Here is a 14,329-nt window from a genome sequence, read left to right as displayed (position 1 = left end):
TCAGGGCACCCAGCGCATCTCGGCCCAACCGTGCGACTTCGTGTTGCCGTGGAAGTCCTCCGCGGTCACGTGCCATTTGTAGGACACCGAGGCCAGCGTCCAGCCCGAGTTGCAGGTCGCGTAGTCGCGGAGTCGGACCGTCGGCCCGGTCCACACCCCGTTCGACACGGTCGCGCCCACGGAGCCCGTCTGCGTCTCCACCATCGGGACGAACGACCCCGTCGCGTTCTGCCCGAGGTTGCCCTGAATACAGGTGCGAGAGAACTCGTGGCTGAACGTGACCTTCTTGGTGCCGCCGTCGTCGGTGCCGGCGCCGATGAGCAGGTAGTACTCGTCCGGGTCGTCGATCGGGAAGAACAGCGCCGAGCCGCTGTTGCTGCTGCTGATCGCCACGTGCTCGCCCCCGTGATACACCGCCGCCCACGCGACCGGCGGCGTGCTGTCGCTGGCCGGCACCGTCGTGTCGTAGAAGTAGTCGCAACCCACCAGCGCCAGCACCAGCAAGCCGGTGCCGCCTGACCATTGCCTGTTCAAGCTTCGATCTTTACGCATAACGTCCTCGTCGAGCCGTCCGGCTCGTGACAAAGTGAGAGCCGGCGCCCGTGAGCGCCGGGGAGGCGTAAGGCCTCCCTCTTCATCAGTGTCACGACCTCGGCTTTCGATCGCGGACGGTCGACCCTCGCAGACTTTGCACCGACGCGCGCGAGCGAACCAGCTCGTGCCCGCATCGGCGCGAGCCCGAGCCCTCTCAGGCCTCAGCGGACGCTCGCGGACATGCCTTCAAGAACATGTCCCAACGAACATCTCACCCCGGCAGCGCGTCCGGCTCGTCGCCCTCGACGTCGAGCTCGAGGTTCTCATAAAAGTCGTCGCTGACGATGAACAGCGGCCAGTCGGGCTCGATCTCGACGAAGCCGCGGCGCTCCTGGAACATCGCCACGTCGTCGAATTCGCCCTGGTACCAGCCCCACAGGAAGCGGACGCGCAGCGGGTCGATGTTGCGGGCGCGCAGCTCGTCGACGATGTCGGCGATCTCCTGCTCGTCGAACTCGTCGATGTAGCTCTCGGCCTCGTCGATCAGCTTGCCGAGGTGGGAGATCCCCCGCTTCGTCAGCTTGTAGAGCTGGGCCTTGCGATCGATCTCGATGTAGCCGTCCATCACCAGCTTCTCGAGCACCTCCTCGAGCGGGGCGTGCTGCGGCTCGAGCAGCACGGGCAAGCGGATCCCGCCCTCACCGCCCTTGAGGTCGAGCTTCTTGAGGACGTAGATCCCGGCGTAGACGAGCTTCTTGGCGTGCGAGACGGTCATGGTGCTCCTGTCAGCAGCTGTACCAGCGTGCGGCCTCGAGCTGGACGAACGCGCCGCCTCCGAGCGACCAGTCGGTCGCGCCGGGCCGGCGGCGCAGCCAGGCGACGACATCGCCTGTCCCGTAGTACATGCGCCGCCCGGCCAGCGCGGGCGGCTTGGAGATCCGCGCGCGCCGCGGGTTGCACAGCGCGAGCACGATCGACCTGGCGTCGCCGACGATCGCCGGCGCGCGCGCGGCGAGGAATTCCGACAGCAGCGCGATCGCCGAGTCCTCGTCCGAGAGCGTGAACTCGAGGTTGATGTCGCTCGGCACCCCGCCTCGGCGGGGCACCGCGATCTCGTCCTCGTCGGGGCTGTGGAGCGCGAGCACCAGCGGCGACTCGACCCACAGCGTCTGGTCCTCGCCGACCAGCTCGACCCCCGGCAGCGCGCACCAGCCGTAGCGCGTGTGCTCGTGGCCGACCGGGACATCGCCGTCCCGGTCGAGCCCGAACAGCGCCAGCGGCGGCGTCTGCTCGAACGGCAGGTCGCGCAGCGAGCTCATGTCAGGCGCGCAGCAGCACCCGGCTCCGCTTCGACCCCAACTTGGAGTGGATGCCGAACCCGCCGCCGCGTCGACCGCCGCCGCCGCTCGAGCGGCCCGAGCCGCCGGAGCCCCACGCGCCGCCGCGGCTGCCGTACGAGCGGCCGGAGCTCGCGCCCGACTTCGCCGGGAACTTGCTCGGGTTGGCCGCGCGGTAGCTGTCGCGGTGAGCCGCGAGCGCCCCGGCGCGGGCCGGGCTGGTGCTGTACGGCACCATGTACATCGGGCGGTAGCCCGGCATGAACATGTTGCTGAGGAACGAGCCGAGCATCATGCCCGCGGCGATGTCCCACATCGGCGAGTGGTAGTGCGAGTACGGGCCGGCGCCTGCGATCTGGTACTGCGCGGCGCCCTCGCCGACGATGTCGCGCTTGATCGTGAAGATCTTCTCGGACTCGCCGGCGCTGCCGTCGCCGTCCTTGTCGAAGAAGCCGGTGACCACCTGCGACTTGTCGTCCTGGTCACGCACCGAGACGCTGATGACCTCGTCGCCGGTGTAGATCTCGTTGACGCGCTTCTCGAAGTCCTCCGGCCCCTCCGCGTCGCGGTAGGCCTGGTTGACCGCGTCCCAGTCGATCTCGACCCGCGTGTCCTCGGTGACGACCCAGCGCTCGTTCGAGCGCCCCGACTCGCAGCCGGTGACTCCGCCCAGCGCGACCGCCGCCGAGAGCGCGACAACGAGAGGACGGACCGCAACCATTGACAGTGGACTTTTCATGGTGTCTTTCGCAGCGCGGGCTTCCCGCGCCGCATCGCAAAAACTAATGCCCGGGTCCACCCCCGTCAAGGATCGTGGCGAGAAGCCCGCGCGTGTGCTCACGGGCTCGTGGTCGCGGCCTCGGCCTTGCGGCCCTCGTCGTTCGCGCTCGTCGCGGCGCCTGCGGAGCCGGGGGCGCGCCCGGGGCCTTCTTGCTCGCCTGCCCCGAAGCCGCCTCGATCGCCGCGTCTTCGCTCGGCCGCTCGCCGGGCTCGCCGCGGAGCTCCTCGGGCAGCTCCGTGCCGTCGACGCGCTCGAGCAGGATGAGCCCCATCGTGTCTTCGAGCACGCGGAATTTGCCGCGCTCGACCAGCCGCTTGTAGCGGCGGTCGTCGTCCTTGCTGAAGCTGTAGACGTCGGTAAACAGGACCACGTATTGCGCGTCGGCAATCATGGGCCAGTGGTACGCGTAGCGCCGGTTCGAGAAGTGCGGCCCGATCTCGTGGCTCACCGTCACCTTCGCGTCCGGGCCGACGCGCGCCACGATCTCCTGCACCTTCGCGTAGCGGTCCAGCATGTGCTGCGTCGGCCGGCGCTCGAGGCGGGTCCAGCCGGCCACGAACGAGCTGTTCTCGAACAGCACGCCGCGCTTCCACGACACCAGCAGCGAGCCGGTGAGCATGCCGAGCAGCAGCGTCCAGGCCACGCGGGCGCGCGCCAGGCCGAGCTTGCGCAGGCGCTCGCTGTCGACCGCGCGCGCCAGGCCGTCGGGCAGCGCCGCGAACAGCATCGGGAACAGCAGCGCCGAGTACTGGTAGTGCAGCGAGAACAGGTGCTTGCGGCTGGCCAGGCCGAGGAACAACAGGCCGTGGAGCATCAGCACCACCTTGCGGCCGGCGACGAACGGCAGCGCCAGCAGCGGCAGCAGCAGGTGGAAGAAGAACAGCAGCTTCTCCTCCTTGAACAGCACCAGCAGCGCGAACAGCGGGTTGGCCACCAGCGTGGTGAACAGCCCGCGCGCGCCCTCCTTCTCGTGCGGGATCATCTCCTCGTAGAAGTAGATGTACGAGTACGCCTTGTCGGCCGACATCAGCAGGCTCGAGTCGGCCATCACGAACGCCTTGACGTACGCCAGGTACATCAGGCTGACGGCGATCGTCACCAGCCCGGTGCGCGTGCGGCCGACGAGGATCGCGTAGGCGCCGATGAAGCAGTTGAGGAGGCTCATGTCCTCGCGCGTCGCCAGCAGCAGCGCGAACACCAGCCAGTAGCGGCGCAGGTGGCCGCAGTCGAGCAGGTACACCGCCCACATCGCCAGCGGCACCATCAGCGCCACCGAGTGGAAGTCGAACATGTTGACCCCGTGCAGCGCGGGGTACAGGAAGTAGACGATCGTCAGGACCGTCGCCATCCACTCGTTCTTCAGCCGGCGCCGCGCCGAGAGCCACAGCGGCAGCGCTCCGCTGGCGAGCCACAGCGTCTGCACCACCAGCAGCGTCTCGGCGTGCGGGTAGAGCAGGTAGAGCGGCGCGATCAGCAGCAAGATCGGGTCGAAGTGCGCCGACATGTGATTGCCGCCGCGGATCAGCGAGCAATCGAGGAAGTGCCCGTGCGCCGTCTGCCACACCAGGTTGTCGTAGATCCCGAGGTCGTAGACCGTCGTCGCGATGTTGCGGTGGTCGAGCAGCGCGAACCAGCACAGCAGCGCGCAGTAGCCGAGCAGCCCGGCCGCGAACACGCCTCGCGCCAGCCGCCCGTCGCGGGCCGGCACGAACGGGTCCTCCGGCGGCGCGAACCGCTTGAGCCCGAGCGCGCGGTAGAAGAACGCCATCGCCAGGGCCGTGACGGCCGCCGTCAGGAACGCGGTGAAGACCGGGTGCTTGACCTCGATGCGGACCGCGCTGAGGCCGATCAGCAGCGGCCCCGCGAGCGCCACGAAGGCCCAGCGGTTGGTCGCGGCGAACGACGCGCCGAGGCCGAGCTCCGGCTCGGTCCGCCGGCGGCGCCGCCAGATCGCCACATAGGCCGCGGTGGTCGCCACGATCGACGCGGCGATCGCCGCCAGCACCTCGTACCGCTGGCCGATCGACAGGTCGTTCTTGACGACGTAGCGGAGCGCCGGTGCGCGCAGCAGCGGCCACAGCGTGAGCCCCGGCGAGATGGCGATCAGCAGGTACAGCGGACCCCAGCTCCACAGCTGCGCGACCGTCGCGTCGATGGCCCGCAGCAGGCGTCCCTTCGGCGGTTCGGTCTCCGGTGTCGTCGTCATAAGGCCTGTCTCGCGCGGCCCGCCGCGGGCGAAGGACCGCGTTCCCGGGCCTTTATTCCGGACGGCGGAGTGTAACAGCGGCCCCAGCAGCCCAGCAAGCCGCGCTCTTTTGCGGCACACTTCACCCGTCGTGCTCCTGTTTCTCGTTCGTCACGCCATCGCCGCCGAGGCCACGCCCGACCGTCCCGACGCGTCACGCCCGCTCACGCAGGCGGGCGAGCGCAAGTTCGCCGCCGCGGTGAAGGGCGCGCGCCGACTCGGCTGGCGCTTCGACCGCCTCTACCACAGCCCGCTCCTGCGCGCGGTCCAGACCGCGGAGCTCTTGCAGCCGCTGCTGGAGGGCACAAGCCAGAGTTTGGCCGACCTTGCGCGCCCGCCGGATCTCGAGATGCTCGCGCACGTCGAGGGCGAGCGCGTCGCGCTGGTCGGCCACGAGCCGCACCTCAGCGCGCTGCTGGCGTTCTTGACGGTCGGTGAGATCGCTCGCGGCGAGCGGTTTCCGCTCAAGAAGGGCGGGTTCGCCTTGCTCTCCGGACCGCTGCGTCCGGGGTCGATGGAGCTGCAAGCGCTCGTTCTGCCGAAAATGCTGCGAACGCTCGGCGCCTGATACCCTGGTGCCCGCTGCGATCATGGCGCCCGTCGAGCTCACCCATCCGAGTCTCTACATCAACCGCGAGCTGAGCCAGCTCGAGTTCAACCGCCGCGTGCTCGAGCAGGCGATGGACCCGCGCGTCCCGCTGCTCGAGCGCCTGCGCTTCACCACCATCGTCAGCACCAACCTCGACGAGTTCTTCGAGATCCGCGTCGCCAGCATCAAGGAGCAGGTCGGCTTCGGCCTGCCGCAGGTCGGCCCCGACGGCCGCACCCCGCAGGACGCCCTGCGCGCGCTCAAGGAGGCGGCGCAGAAGCTCGTGCGCGAGCAGTACCTGTTCTTGCAGCAGCAACTGCTGCCCGCGCTCGCGGCCGAGGGCATCCGCCTGCTCAAGCTCTACACCTGGACCCCGGAGCAGAGCGCCTGGCTCGAGGATTACTTCGACCGCGAGGTCCTGCCGGTGCTCACGCCGATCGGCCTCGACCCGTCGCACCCGTTCCCCAACATCCAGAACAAGAACCTCAACCTGATCGTGGCGCTCGCCGGCAGCGACGCGTTCGGCCGCGACAGCGGCACCGCGGTGGTGCAGATCCCCCGCAGCCTGCCGCGCCTGGTGTTCCTGCCGCCGAACGTGGCCGACTGCCCGCACGGCTACGCCCTGCTCGGCTCGATCGTCACCACCTTCGTGCACAAGCTGTTCCCCGGCATGCAGGTGCGCGGCTGCTACCAGTTCCGCGTCACCCGCGACAGCGAGCTGTGGGTGCAGGAGGAGGACGTCGAGGACCTTCTCAACGCGCTCAAGGGCGAGCTCCGCACCCGCAACTTCGGCGACGCGGTGCGCCTCGAGGTCAGCGACACCTGCCCGCCGGAGATGGCGGAGTTCCTGCTCAGCAAGTTCGACCTCCAGCCCGACGACCTGTACCGCGTCGACGGCCCGGTCAACCTGCACCGCCTGGCCGCGATCTACGACGTCATCAAGCGGCCCGAGCTCAAGTACCCGCCGTTCATCCCCGGCCCGCGGCGCACGCCCGGCGCCGAGATCGACCTGTTCGCCGAGCTGCGGCGCGGCAACATCCTGCTGCACCACCCGTACGAGAGCTTCTCGCTGGTGCTCGAGCTGGTGCGCCAGGCGGCGCGCGACCCCAAGGTGCTGGCGATCAAGCAGACCCTCTACCGCACCGGCGCCGACTCGCCGATGGCCGAGGCGCTGCTCGAGGCGGCGCGCGCCGGCAAGGAGGTCACCGCGGTGGTCGAGCTGCGGGCCCGCTTCGACGAGGCCGCCAACATCGACCTCGCCACCCGCCTGCAGCAGGCCGGCGTCACCGTGGTCTACGGCATCGTCGGCTACAAGACCCACGCCAAGGCGCTGTTCATCGTCCGCCGCGAGGACGGCCGCTACCGCCGCTACGTCCACCTGGGCACCGGCAACTACCACAGCGTGACCGCCCAGTTCTACACCGACTTCAGCTTCCTCACCTGCGACGACGCGATCGGCGAGGACGTGCACAACGTGTTCATGCAGCTGACCGGCCTCGGCACCGTGCCGCGCATGAACAAGCTGTTGGTCTCGCCGTTCACCCTGATGGACCGGCTGATCGCGCTGATCGACCGCGAGGCCGAGCACGCCCGCCAGGGCAAGCCGGCCCGCATCGTCGCCAAGCTCAACGCGCTCACCGAGGTCAAGGTCATCGAGGCCCTCTACCGCGCCTCGCAGGCCGGCGTGTCCATCGACCTGATCGTCCGCGGCGTCTGCTGCCTGCGCCCCGGCGTGCAGGGCGTGTCCGACAACATCCGCGTGCGCTCGATCGTCGGCCGCTTCCTCGAGCACCACCGCATCTACCACTTTCACAACGCCGGCGAAGAGGTCACCTACGGCGCCAGCGCCGACTGGATGTCGCGCAACCTGCTGCGCCGCGTCGAGACCGCGTTCCCGATCGAAGAGCCGGCCCTGCGCGCGCGCGTGGTCACCGAGGGCCTGACGACCTACCTCGCCGACAACACCCAGGCGTGGGAGCTGCAGACCGACGGCAGCTACGTCCGCTGCGCCCCCACGCCCCCCGACGAGCCGCGCCCGGCCCAGGAGACGCTGCTCCGCCTGCTGTCCGCCAACCAGGGCGCGGCCCAGACCCAGCGCCAGATCCTCGAGGACCTGCTCGTCCGCCAGGACATGCTCGAGTGACCTATCTCAAGGGACATGTCCACGACGACATGTCTCTTCGAGCTCACTCCGCCAGGACGATGTCGCCGCGGTCGACGAGGACGTAGGTCTCGACCACCTGCCCGCTGTCCTCGAGGTCAGGTTCGCCCGCGCTCGCCGGCGCCAGCCACAGCCCGGCGTTGCCGCCGTACACCAGCCACGACACGCCCGCGCCGCTGTCCTCGACCGGGCAGGCCCACGCGGGCGCGTCGGCGTCGAGGCTGCCGTCGCTGCGGCGCTGCAGGCCGCGCGCCCGCCGGGGCCCCGCGCCGTCGAGGTCGACCGTGTGCACCCGCTGCGGCGGCTCCAGCCGGCGGAAGGTCAGCTGGACCGGCTCGGTGAACGTCGCGTCGTCGACCTCGACGGTCAAAAAGTCGGAGCTCATGCGCCGGGTATCGCACGGACCCGCCCGCACGTCACGAGCAGCCGCGGCGTGTCGATCGGCGCCCACTGCTCGACCGCGTAGCACCCACGCCCCAGCCACACCCCCGCCCGCACCTCCGAGGCCCGCCGCACCAGCTCCGCGCGCGCCGCCCATCGCGACGGCCGCCACCACGGCACCACCGGCGGATGCGCCAGCTCGATCAACGCGCCGCCGCCCTGCACCACCCGCAGCACGTCCGCCGGCGGCTCCACGCCCCCGAGCGCCATCACCACCACCAGGCCGTCGAGCCCGCTCGCGCCCGCGGGAGCGACCCATCCCAGCCGGTCGCGCAGCGCCGTGGTGGTCGCCCGCGCGGCCCGACCTCCGCGCCCGCGGCCCGCGTCCGAACCTGTCCAAAGGGCCACCTTCTTACCGCTCAGCGCGGCGAGCAACCACTCGGCCAGCCCCGGCCCGGGCAGCAGCAGGTCCATGACCCGCGCGGTGTACCACGCCCGCGTCCGCCGAGCCGCCGCGACCCTCTCGACCCGCCGACTCGCCCGCCCGAAGCCGACCTCGATCCTCCCACCGAGACGCGCGCGACTTGCAGCCTCACTGCCGCACGACGTCCGCGACCGCCGAAGCACGCGCGATTGAATCCGTCGCGCATCCCCTGCGGATTGCAGCGAGCTACGGGCGATCTCATCCACGGGACCGCCCGGCGATCGAAGGCCGAGACTGGCTGAGCGTGCGCGGCGCGGCGACGCCGGACAGGTCCTCCCTCCGGGGACGCGGGGCCCGGCACGCGCTCGACGTCCTCACCAGCTCGCAGCGCGATGGGGTCGGGCCAGGTCCTCGCGCATCCGCTACAGTCTCGCCGTGCTCGTCCTCGGCGACTCGCCCGGGCCCGACATCCCGCCCAAGCCGGCTGTCCTGTCGCGCCTGCTCCGCGCCGGCCTCCCGGTCCCGCCCGGCCTCGCCTGCGCGGCCGAGGAGCTGACCGGGAGCGCGGTGCGCGAGCGCCTCGCCGACCTCCTGGCCGGCGGCCCCGTGATCGTCCGGGCTGCGCTCGCGAGCGAGGACACCGTCGACGCTGCCGCTGCCGGCCTCGGCCTGTCCGTGCCCGACTGCCGCGATCTCGCCGACGTCGACCGGGCCGCGGCTGCCATCGCCGAGGCCGCCGGCGATCCGTGGCTCCGGCGCTACAGCGGCGGCGCGCCGACCTGCCGCTGCTCGTCCAGCGTCAGGTCGAGCGCCGCTGGCTCGCAGTCGCTGCCGCCGATCGCGGCGGCGCCCGCCTGCTCGAGCTGCACGACCCCAGCCGCGCCGACGCCCTCGCCGCCGGCGCCAGCCCGAGCTGGTCCGGCCCGCTCGCGCTCGCCGAGCCCGCCCTGGCCGCCGCCATCACAAGCATCTTCGACCATGTCTCTGAGGTCATGTCCGAAGTGCCAGCTCTCGACCTAGAGCTCGTGGTCGACCCGGCAGGCTCCGTGTGGCTGGTCCAGGCTCGCCCGCTCGCGCGCCCCCTCGTGCCCGGCTGGCCCGAATTCCTCGCCGCGGTCGCCCCCGGCGCCGACCGCCTCCCCGACCCGCCCGGCCTGTGGAAGCTCGACGGCGAGCACAACCCGGCCGTCCTCTCGCCCGCCCACGCCGGCGTCGTCACCTGGCTCATCGGACAGGGAGCCGGCCTGCGCGTCCTCGCCGGCTGGCTGTACGAGCGCGCCTCGTCCTCCGGCCGGGCCGGCGTCGACCCGCACCGCGCCCTGACCGAGCTGCGCCGGCGTCATCTCCCGGCCGCGCGGCGGGCCCTCGAAGCGTTCGTCGACGACCTCGCCGGAGATCTCCGCCCGCTGCTCCCGCGCGCTCTCGAGCATCTGCGGGCCATCATCGCGGTCCACGCCGAGCTGCGCGTCGAGCTCCCCCGAGATCTCCCGGCGCCCGATCCGCGGTCCCTCCTGTCCCTGCGCGACCGCGGCGACTACCTCGACGTCCTGCCTGCCGCGTGGGACATCGCCAGCCCGGCGCTCGCTGACCTGGTCGATCCGACAGGTCTCGCGGCCGACGGCGCGACGGGCGATCCCCGGGCCTCCTGCGATCGAGGGCTCGAGAGCGACCCCGCCGACCCGCAGCGGGCCGCCGTCCTCGTCCGCGAGCTCGACGACCACCTGTTCGCCCTCGGCCTGGCGCCGTTGCGGCGGATCTACCTCGCAGCGGGCGGGCGCCTCGGGCTCGGCGACGACGTCTTCCTGCTCGCGCCCGACGAGCTGGGCCACGCGCTCGCCGGCCAGGACCTCCCCGATCTCGCCGCGCGCCGCCGCCAGCAGCGACAGTTCGCCTCGCTGCAGCCGCCACCGGCCCTGTTCGACGGTCGGCCCGTCCCCGTCTCACCGCGGCGGCGGCTCGGCGGGATCCCCGTCGGTCCCTCCGTGCGCGGCGTCGTGGCGCAGCGGAGCGACCTCGCCGACCTGCTCGCGCGCCCGCCGGCGCCCGACGCAGTGGTCGTCCTGCCGGCGCTCACCGCCCAGGCGGCGGTCGCTCTGCGGGCGCTCGGCGTGCGCGCCGTCTGCTGCGAGTACGGCGGCGCGCTCAGCCACGCCGCGTTGATGGCCCGCGAGCTCGGCCTGTCGGCGCTGATCGGCTGCACCGGCTGCACCGAGCTGCCCGACGACCTCGAGGTCGAGCTCGACACCCGCGTCGGTCGCCTGCGCGTGCGCTCTCCCGACCTGTCCTGAAGCACAGGTCATTGTCGACCGCCGCGGCGGGACATGTCCCTTCGGACAGATAGCGGTCCTGTCCCTTCCGCCAGGTGCGCCGGCCCCGGCGCCGCCTCCGCGGCCTAGATCTCGTCTTCCGAGAGGTGCTCCTCGCGGAGCTTCGGGGCCGGGCGCGGCTTCGCGGCCGCGGGGGCGGCGGCGGCCGGCTTGGGCGCGGTGGTCTTGCGCTCCTGGACCTCGACGTCGTCGCCGTCGTCCTCGGCGAGCGGGGCGGTCGACAGGTTGACGCGGGCGCGCAGCTCCTTGCCGACCTTGAAGAACGGCAGGCGCTTCGGCTTCACGTGGACCGACCCGCCGGTGCGCGGGTTCCGGCCCTCGTAGGACTTGTACTGCCGCACGGTGAAGCTGCCGAAGCCGCGGATCTCGATGCCCTCGCCGCGGACCATCGCTTCCGTCATGGCCCCGAAGATCGTCCCGACGACCAACTCGGCCTTGCCCTTGGTCAGCTTCGCAGCTTCGGACACGCGCTCGATGAGTTCGGATTTGGTCACGTCGCAGATCTCCCAGACCGCCGGGGACGATGATGTTAGGCGGAAAAAACGAGGGATCTCAAGCAGTAAGACGGTCCCTGAGGCCGCTAGGGCACTGGCGGTGGATCGCCTGCCCTGGCGTCCCACGGACCCTCACGTCCGAACAACTCCAGGTTGAGCGCCGACAGGTCCAGATTGGCCTGGGCGGCCAGCCAGGCGTACGCCATGCGCACCCGAGCTTGCGGACCGCCGACCCGGACCAGCAGCGCGGGATCCGCCGGCCAGCGATCGGCCGCCGGAGTGCCCTTGACGAACGCCAGCAGCCCTGCTGGGCCGCCCTTTCCGGCCGTCGCCCGCCGCCACGCCAGCAGATCGGCCAGCAGCGGATGCAGGTCGGCCCACAGCGCCACCGGAGCGGCCCCGGCCTCGCGCCAGCGCGCACGCGGCCGCTCCTCGCCGTTCAGGCCGGCCGCCGCCTGTTCATGACGGAGCCGACAGCGAGCCGGACCGGCCAGCTGCGACTCGCGGAGGCAGCCTGGCCAGCGTTCGGCCGCCGCACGGAGGGCCGCGTCCTGGGAGGCGCCGCCGGGCAGCGCCTCGAGGGCGGCCAGGGCCGCGTACTTGGCGGCCATCGCGGTACACGTCGCCCGGTCCAGGGGCCGGTCCCAGTAGCGGGCCCGCCAGGACGAGAGCGCGCCCGTCGCCGGATCGATCACATCGCCAGTGTAACCCTGCTATGGTGAGGCGAAGCGCCCGGAAAAATTCCGCGGAAAGGTTGTCGGATCGGTGACACGCAACGCCCGCCCCATGGATCAGGCCCTGCCGATCACCGATCTGTTCGCCGCCGACGCGACCACCGACGCCGCCGCCACCACCGAGGCGCGCGCCCCCGAGTACCTCACCACCGAGGAGCAGCTCGTCCTCGCCGGCGCGCGCGCCGGCAACCCGCGGGCCTTGCGGCAGTTCTACGAGGCGCACCAGTCCCAGGTCCGCGGCCACCTCTATCGCCTGCTCGGGCCCGACAGCGAGATCGACGACATCGTCCAGACGGTGTTCGCGCGGGCCTTCGCGGCGCTCGGCAGCTTCAAGGGCAACTCGGCGCTCAGCACGTGGCTGTACCGGATCACCACCAACACCACGCACAACCTGCTGCGCCAGCGCTTCCGTCGCAACCGCGTCAAGTCGGCCTTCCAGTGGTGGACCGACGGGCGTGACGCGCACCTGCAGACCGGCCGCGTCGACGTGCGCGGCGAGGCCGAGCGGCTGCTGCAGCGGCTCGCGCCCGACCTGCGCGAGGTCTTCGTCTTCTATCATTACGAGGGCCTCACCCTGCAGGAGATCTCCCAGATCCTCGACAAGCCGGTCTCGACCGTCGGCGACCGGCTCACCCGCGCGCGCAAGCGCCTCCACGACCTCGTCCACGGCGACGCATGAACCCCGCGCTCCACGACGACTCCGCTCCGCGCTACGGCTGCCTCGAGTGCCGCGAGGACGCCGAGCTCGTCGTGTGCGATCGCCTGCACTCCGAGGGCCTCGCCCGCTACCACGCCCACCTGCGCGGCTGCGACGCCTGCCGCCGCGCTCATCAGTTGCTCGCCGCCGTCTACCGCGGCCCTGACCCGGCCAGCTCGGGCCCCGGCATGGTCGCCCGCGATCGCGAGTTCGGCGCGATCCTCCGCAAGGTCCGCGCCTCCGCACCTGTCCCTTGGTACAGGCAGAACGTCAGCCTCGCCGGCGTCACCGCGCTGGCCGCAGTGCTCGCGTGGTTGGTCGTCAGCCCCACGCGCGGCCCCGCCGCCTCGTCCGACGCCGGCGGCGACGCGCCCGACCTGCTCGCCAGCCTGCCCGCCCAGCCGCCCGCGCGAGCCGAGCCCGCGCGCCCCGCCGGCCTCGATCACCACGCCCAGGCCGACTACGGCCGCGTCGTCGCCGGCAACAGCTTCGTCGCCGAGGGCGAGCGCCCCGTCGCCACCGACACCTTCCCGGTCGGCACCCGCTTCGAGGTGTTCCCGGGCAGCAGCATGCAGATCGGCCTGGTCGGGAAGATCCTCGCCAACTTCGGCAGCGGCTCCGAGATCCACTGGACGCGCGCCGATCCGGGCCTCGTCGAGCTCGACCTGCGCCGCGGCATGATCGCCGTCCGCTACGAGCGTCTGCCCGCCGATCCGATCCTCAAGATCCGCACGCCCTCCGCGATCGTCCGCGTCGTCGGCACCGTCTTCACCGTCGAGGTCGACGACCACGGCGACACCGCCGTCGCCGTCCTGCGCGGCGAGGTCGAGGTCCTCGATCTCAAGACCGAAGATCTGCTCGCCGAGGTCAGCGCCGGTTATCGCTTCGACGTCGCCCGCTCGACCTACGCCGACGTCGGTCGGCCCGAGGTCGGCCTCGCCATGCCGCTCAGCGACGGCGACGGCGAGGGTCAGTTCGTGTTCGCCGACGGCACCATCCCGCCGAGCTGGGTCGTCCCCGGCCTGCCCGACGTCCCCGGCCTGCGCCGCCTCGAGCACATCGTCGTGCGCACCCCCGCCGCCGACGATCGCCCCCGCGTCGATCGTCCGCACACCTCCGCGGCCAAGCGCGGCCGCCAGGTCCGCGGCGACGACGGCCAGGCGCTCATCGACAAGCTCGTGCGCGAGACCAGGGCCTCGCGCCGCGAGCAGCTTCATGGCCTCGCTCGCCCACTGCCAGGGCCTCTACGAGTCGGCCGAGACCCGCTACCTCTCGGCCCGCTGCCTCACTCAATTCATGAGCGAGCACGGCGACGAGGACATCGCCGAGGGTCACCTCCTGATCGGCATCCTGCGCATGGACTTCGCCAACGACTACCCGGCCGCCAAGCAGGCGTTCGAGAAGTTCCTGGCCCGCGCCCCCGACCACGCCGACGTCGAGCTCGCGCGCTACCGCTTGTGGCTCGCCAGCACCGAGAACGGCGACATCCACGAGGCCATCGAGCACGGCCGCGATTATTTGCGGCGCCACCCCGACGGCAAGTACGCCGGCAAGATCCTCCAGCGCTTCCCGCAGCTGGTCTCCGAGCTGTAGCGCTCGACGGCTGCGGTCCTCGGCCGCGCCCG

General features: G+C 71.6%; 15 protein-coding genes and 1 pseudogene. 7 read left to right on the top strand and 9 right to left on the bottom strand.

The window, feature by feature from the left end; genetic code table 11:
* The 5 genes from OV079_RS38590 to OV079_RS38570 form a co-directional block, all read right to left on the bottom strand.
* A complete protein-coding gene (locus tag OV079_RS38590; RefSeq protein ID WP_267774635.1) occupies nucleotides 1–534 on the bottom strand; it encodes a hypothetical protein in 534 nt (177 codons plus the stop codon).
* Between the two features lie 271 nt (nucleotides 535–805).
* Nucleotides 806–1,309 (bottom strand): hypothetical protein, encoded by a 504-nt coding sequence (locus OV079_RS38585; protein WP_267774634.1) that lies wholly within the window; start codon nucleotides 1,307–1,309, stop codon nucleotides 806–808.
* 10 nt (nucleotides 1,310–1,319) lie between these two features.
* Nucleotides 1,320–1,853 carry a hypothetical protein gene (locus OV079_RS38580; RefSeq protein ID WP_267774633.1) on the bottom strand — a complete coding sequence of 178 codons (534 nt, stop codon included), beginning with the start codon at nucleotides 1,851–1,853 and terminating at the stop codon, nucleotides 1,320–1,322.
* Between the two features lies 1 nt (nucleotide 1,854).
* Nucleotides 1,855–2,592, bottom strand: a complete 738-nt coding sequence (locus OV079_RS38575) for a hypothetical protein (RefSeq protein ID WP_267774632.1) — start codon at nucleotides 2,590–2,592, stop codon at nucleotides 1,855–1,857.
* Nucleotides 2,593–2,653: 61 nt separating this feature from the next.
* Nucleotides 2,654–4,858: a DUF2079 domain-containing protein gene (locus tag OV079_RS38570; protein ID WP_267774631.1), complete on the bottom strand. Its 2,205-nt coding sequence runs from the start codon at nucleotides 4,856–4,858 to the stop codon at nucleotides 2,654–2,656.
* A gap of 130 nt (nucleotides 4,859–4,988) precedes the next feature.
* Between OV079_RS38570 and OV079_RS38565 the strand changes: the two genes are divergently transcribed.
* Nucleotides 4,989–5,465 carry a SixA phosphatase family protein gene (locus OV079_RS38565; protein WP_267774630.1) on the top strand — a complete coding sequence of 159 codons (477 nt, stop codon included), beginning with the start codon at nucleotides 4,989–4,991 and terminating at the stop codon, nucleotides 5,463–5,465.
* Between the two features lie 22 nt (nucleotides 5,466–5,487).
* A complete protein-coding gene (ppk1, locus tag OV079_RS38560; protein WP_267774628.1) occupies nucleotides 5,488–7,629 on the top strand; it encodes a polyphosphate kinase 1 in 2,142 nt (713 codons plus the stop codon).
* Between the two features lie 43 nt (nucleotides 7,630–7,672).
* On the opposite strand, the gene OV079_RS38555 is transcribed toward ppk1, so the two are convergent.
* Nucleotides 7,673–8,032 (bottom strand): hypothetical protein, encoded by a 360-nt coding sequence (locus OV079_RS38555; RefSeq protein WP_267774627.1) that lies wholly within the window; start codon nucleotides 8,030–8,032, stop codon nucleotides 7,673–7,675.
* The gene (locus OV079_RS38550; RefSeq protein ID WP_267774626.1) at nucleotides 8,029–8,502 is read right to left on the bottom strand and encodes a hypothetical protein; all 474 of its coding nucleotides are present in this window, start codon (nucleotides 8,500–8,502) and stop codon (nucleotides 8,029–8,031) included. Before OV079_RS38550 ends, OV079_RS38555 begins: the two co-directional genes overlap by 4 nt.
* A 385-nt stretch (nucleotides 8,503–8,887) precedes the next feature.
* On the opposite strand from OV079_RS38550, the gene OV079_RS38545 reads away from it, so the two are divergent.
* Nucleotides 8,888–9,472: a hypothetical protein gene (locus tag OV079_RS38545; RefSeq protein ID WP_267774625.1), complete on the top strand. Its 585-nt coding sequence runs from the start codon at nucleotides 8,888–8,890 to the stop codon at nucleotides 9,470–9,472.
* Nucleotides 9,445–10,740, top strand: a complete 1,296-nt coding sequence (locus OV079_RS38540; RefSeq protein WP_267774624.1) for a PEP-utilizing enzyme — start codon at nucleotides 9,445–9,447, stop codon at nucleotides 10,738–10,740. The genes OV079_RS38545 and OV079_RS38540 overlap by 28 nt, the downstream gene beginning before the upstream one ends.
* Before the next feature lie 104 nt (nucleotides 10,741–10,844).
* On the opposite strand, the gene OV079_RS38535 is transcribed toward OV079_RS38540, so the two are convergent.
* Both OV079_RS38535 and OV079_RS38530 read right to left on the bottom strand, forming a co-directional pair.
* Complete coding sequence (locus tag OV079_RS38535; protein WP_267774623.1) at nucleotides 10,845–11,273, bottom strand: HU family DNA-binding protein; 429 nt, start codon at nucleotides 11,271–11,273, stop codon at nucleotides 10,845–10,847.
* Between the two features lie 86 nt (nucleotides 11,274–11,359).
* On the bottom strand, nucleotides 11,360–11,968 hold the full coding sequence (locus OV079_RS38530; RefSeq protein WP_267774622.1) for a hypothetical protein: 609 nt from the start codon (nucleotides 11,966–11,968) through the stop codon (nucleotides 11,360–11,362).
* A 91-nt stretch (nucleotides 11,969–12,059) separates the two neighbouring features.
* On the opposite strand from OV079_RS38530, the gene OV079_RS38525 reads away from it, so the two are divergent.
* The 3 genes and pseudogenes from OV079_RS38525 to OV079_RS38520 all read left to right on the top strand — a co-directional run bounded on the left by OV079_RS38525 (nucleotide 12,060) and on the right by OV079_RS38520 (nucleotide 14,297).
* A complete protein-coding gene (locus tag OV079_RS38525) occupies nucleotides 12,060–12,686 on the top strand; it encodes an RNA polymerase sigma factor (protein ID WP_267774621.1) in 627 nt (208 codons plus the stop codon).
* Nucleotides 12,683–13,474: pseudogene (locus OV079_RS59305) on the top strand (FecR family protein); the annotation flags it as partial. The gene OV079_RS38525 and the pseudogene OV079_RS59305, both read left to right, overlap by 4 nt.
* A gap of 445 nt (nucleotides 13,475–13,919) precedes the next feature.
* The gene (locus OV079_RS38520) at nucleotides 13,920–14,297 is read left to right on the top strand and encodes a tetratricopeptide repeat protein (RefSeq protein ID WP_267774620.1); all 378 of its coding nucleotides are present in this window, start codon (nucleotides 13,920–13,922) and stop codon (nucleotides 14,295–14,297) included.
* Nucleotides 14,298–14,329 lie beyond the last annotated feature (32 nt).

It is taken from the genome of Nannocystis pusilla (assembly GCF_026626665.1).
Taxonomy (GTDB): Bacteria; Myxococcota_A; Polyangia; order Nannocystales; family Nannocystaceae; genus Nannocystis; species Nannocystis pusilla.
The sequence above is the reverse complement of the archived record's forward strand: the minus strand, read 5'-3'. Positions and strand labels throughout refer to the sequence as shown.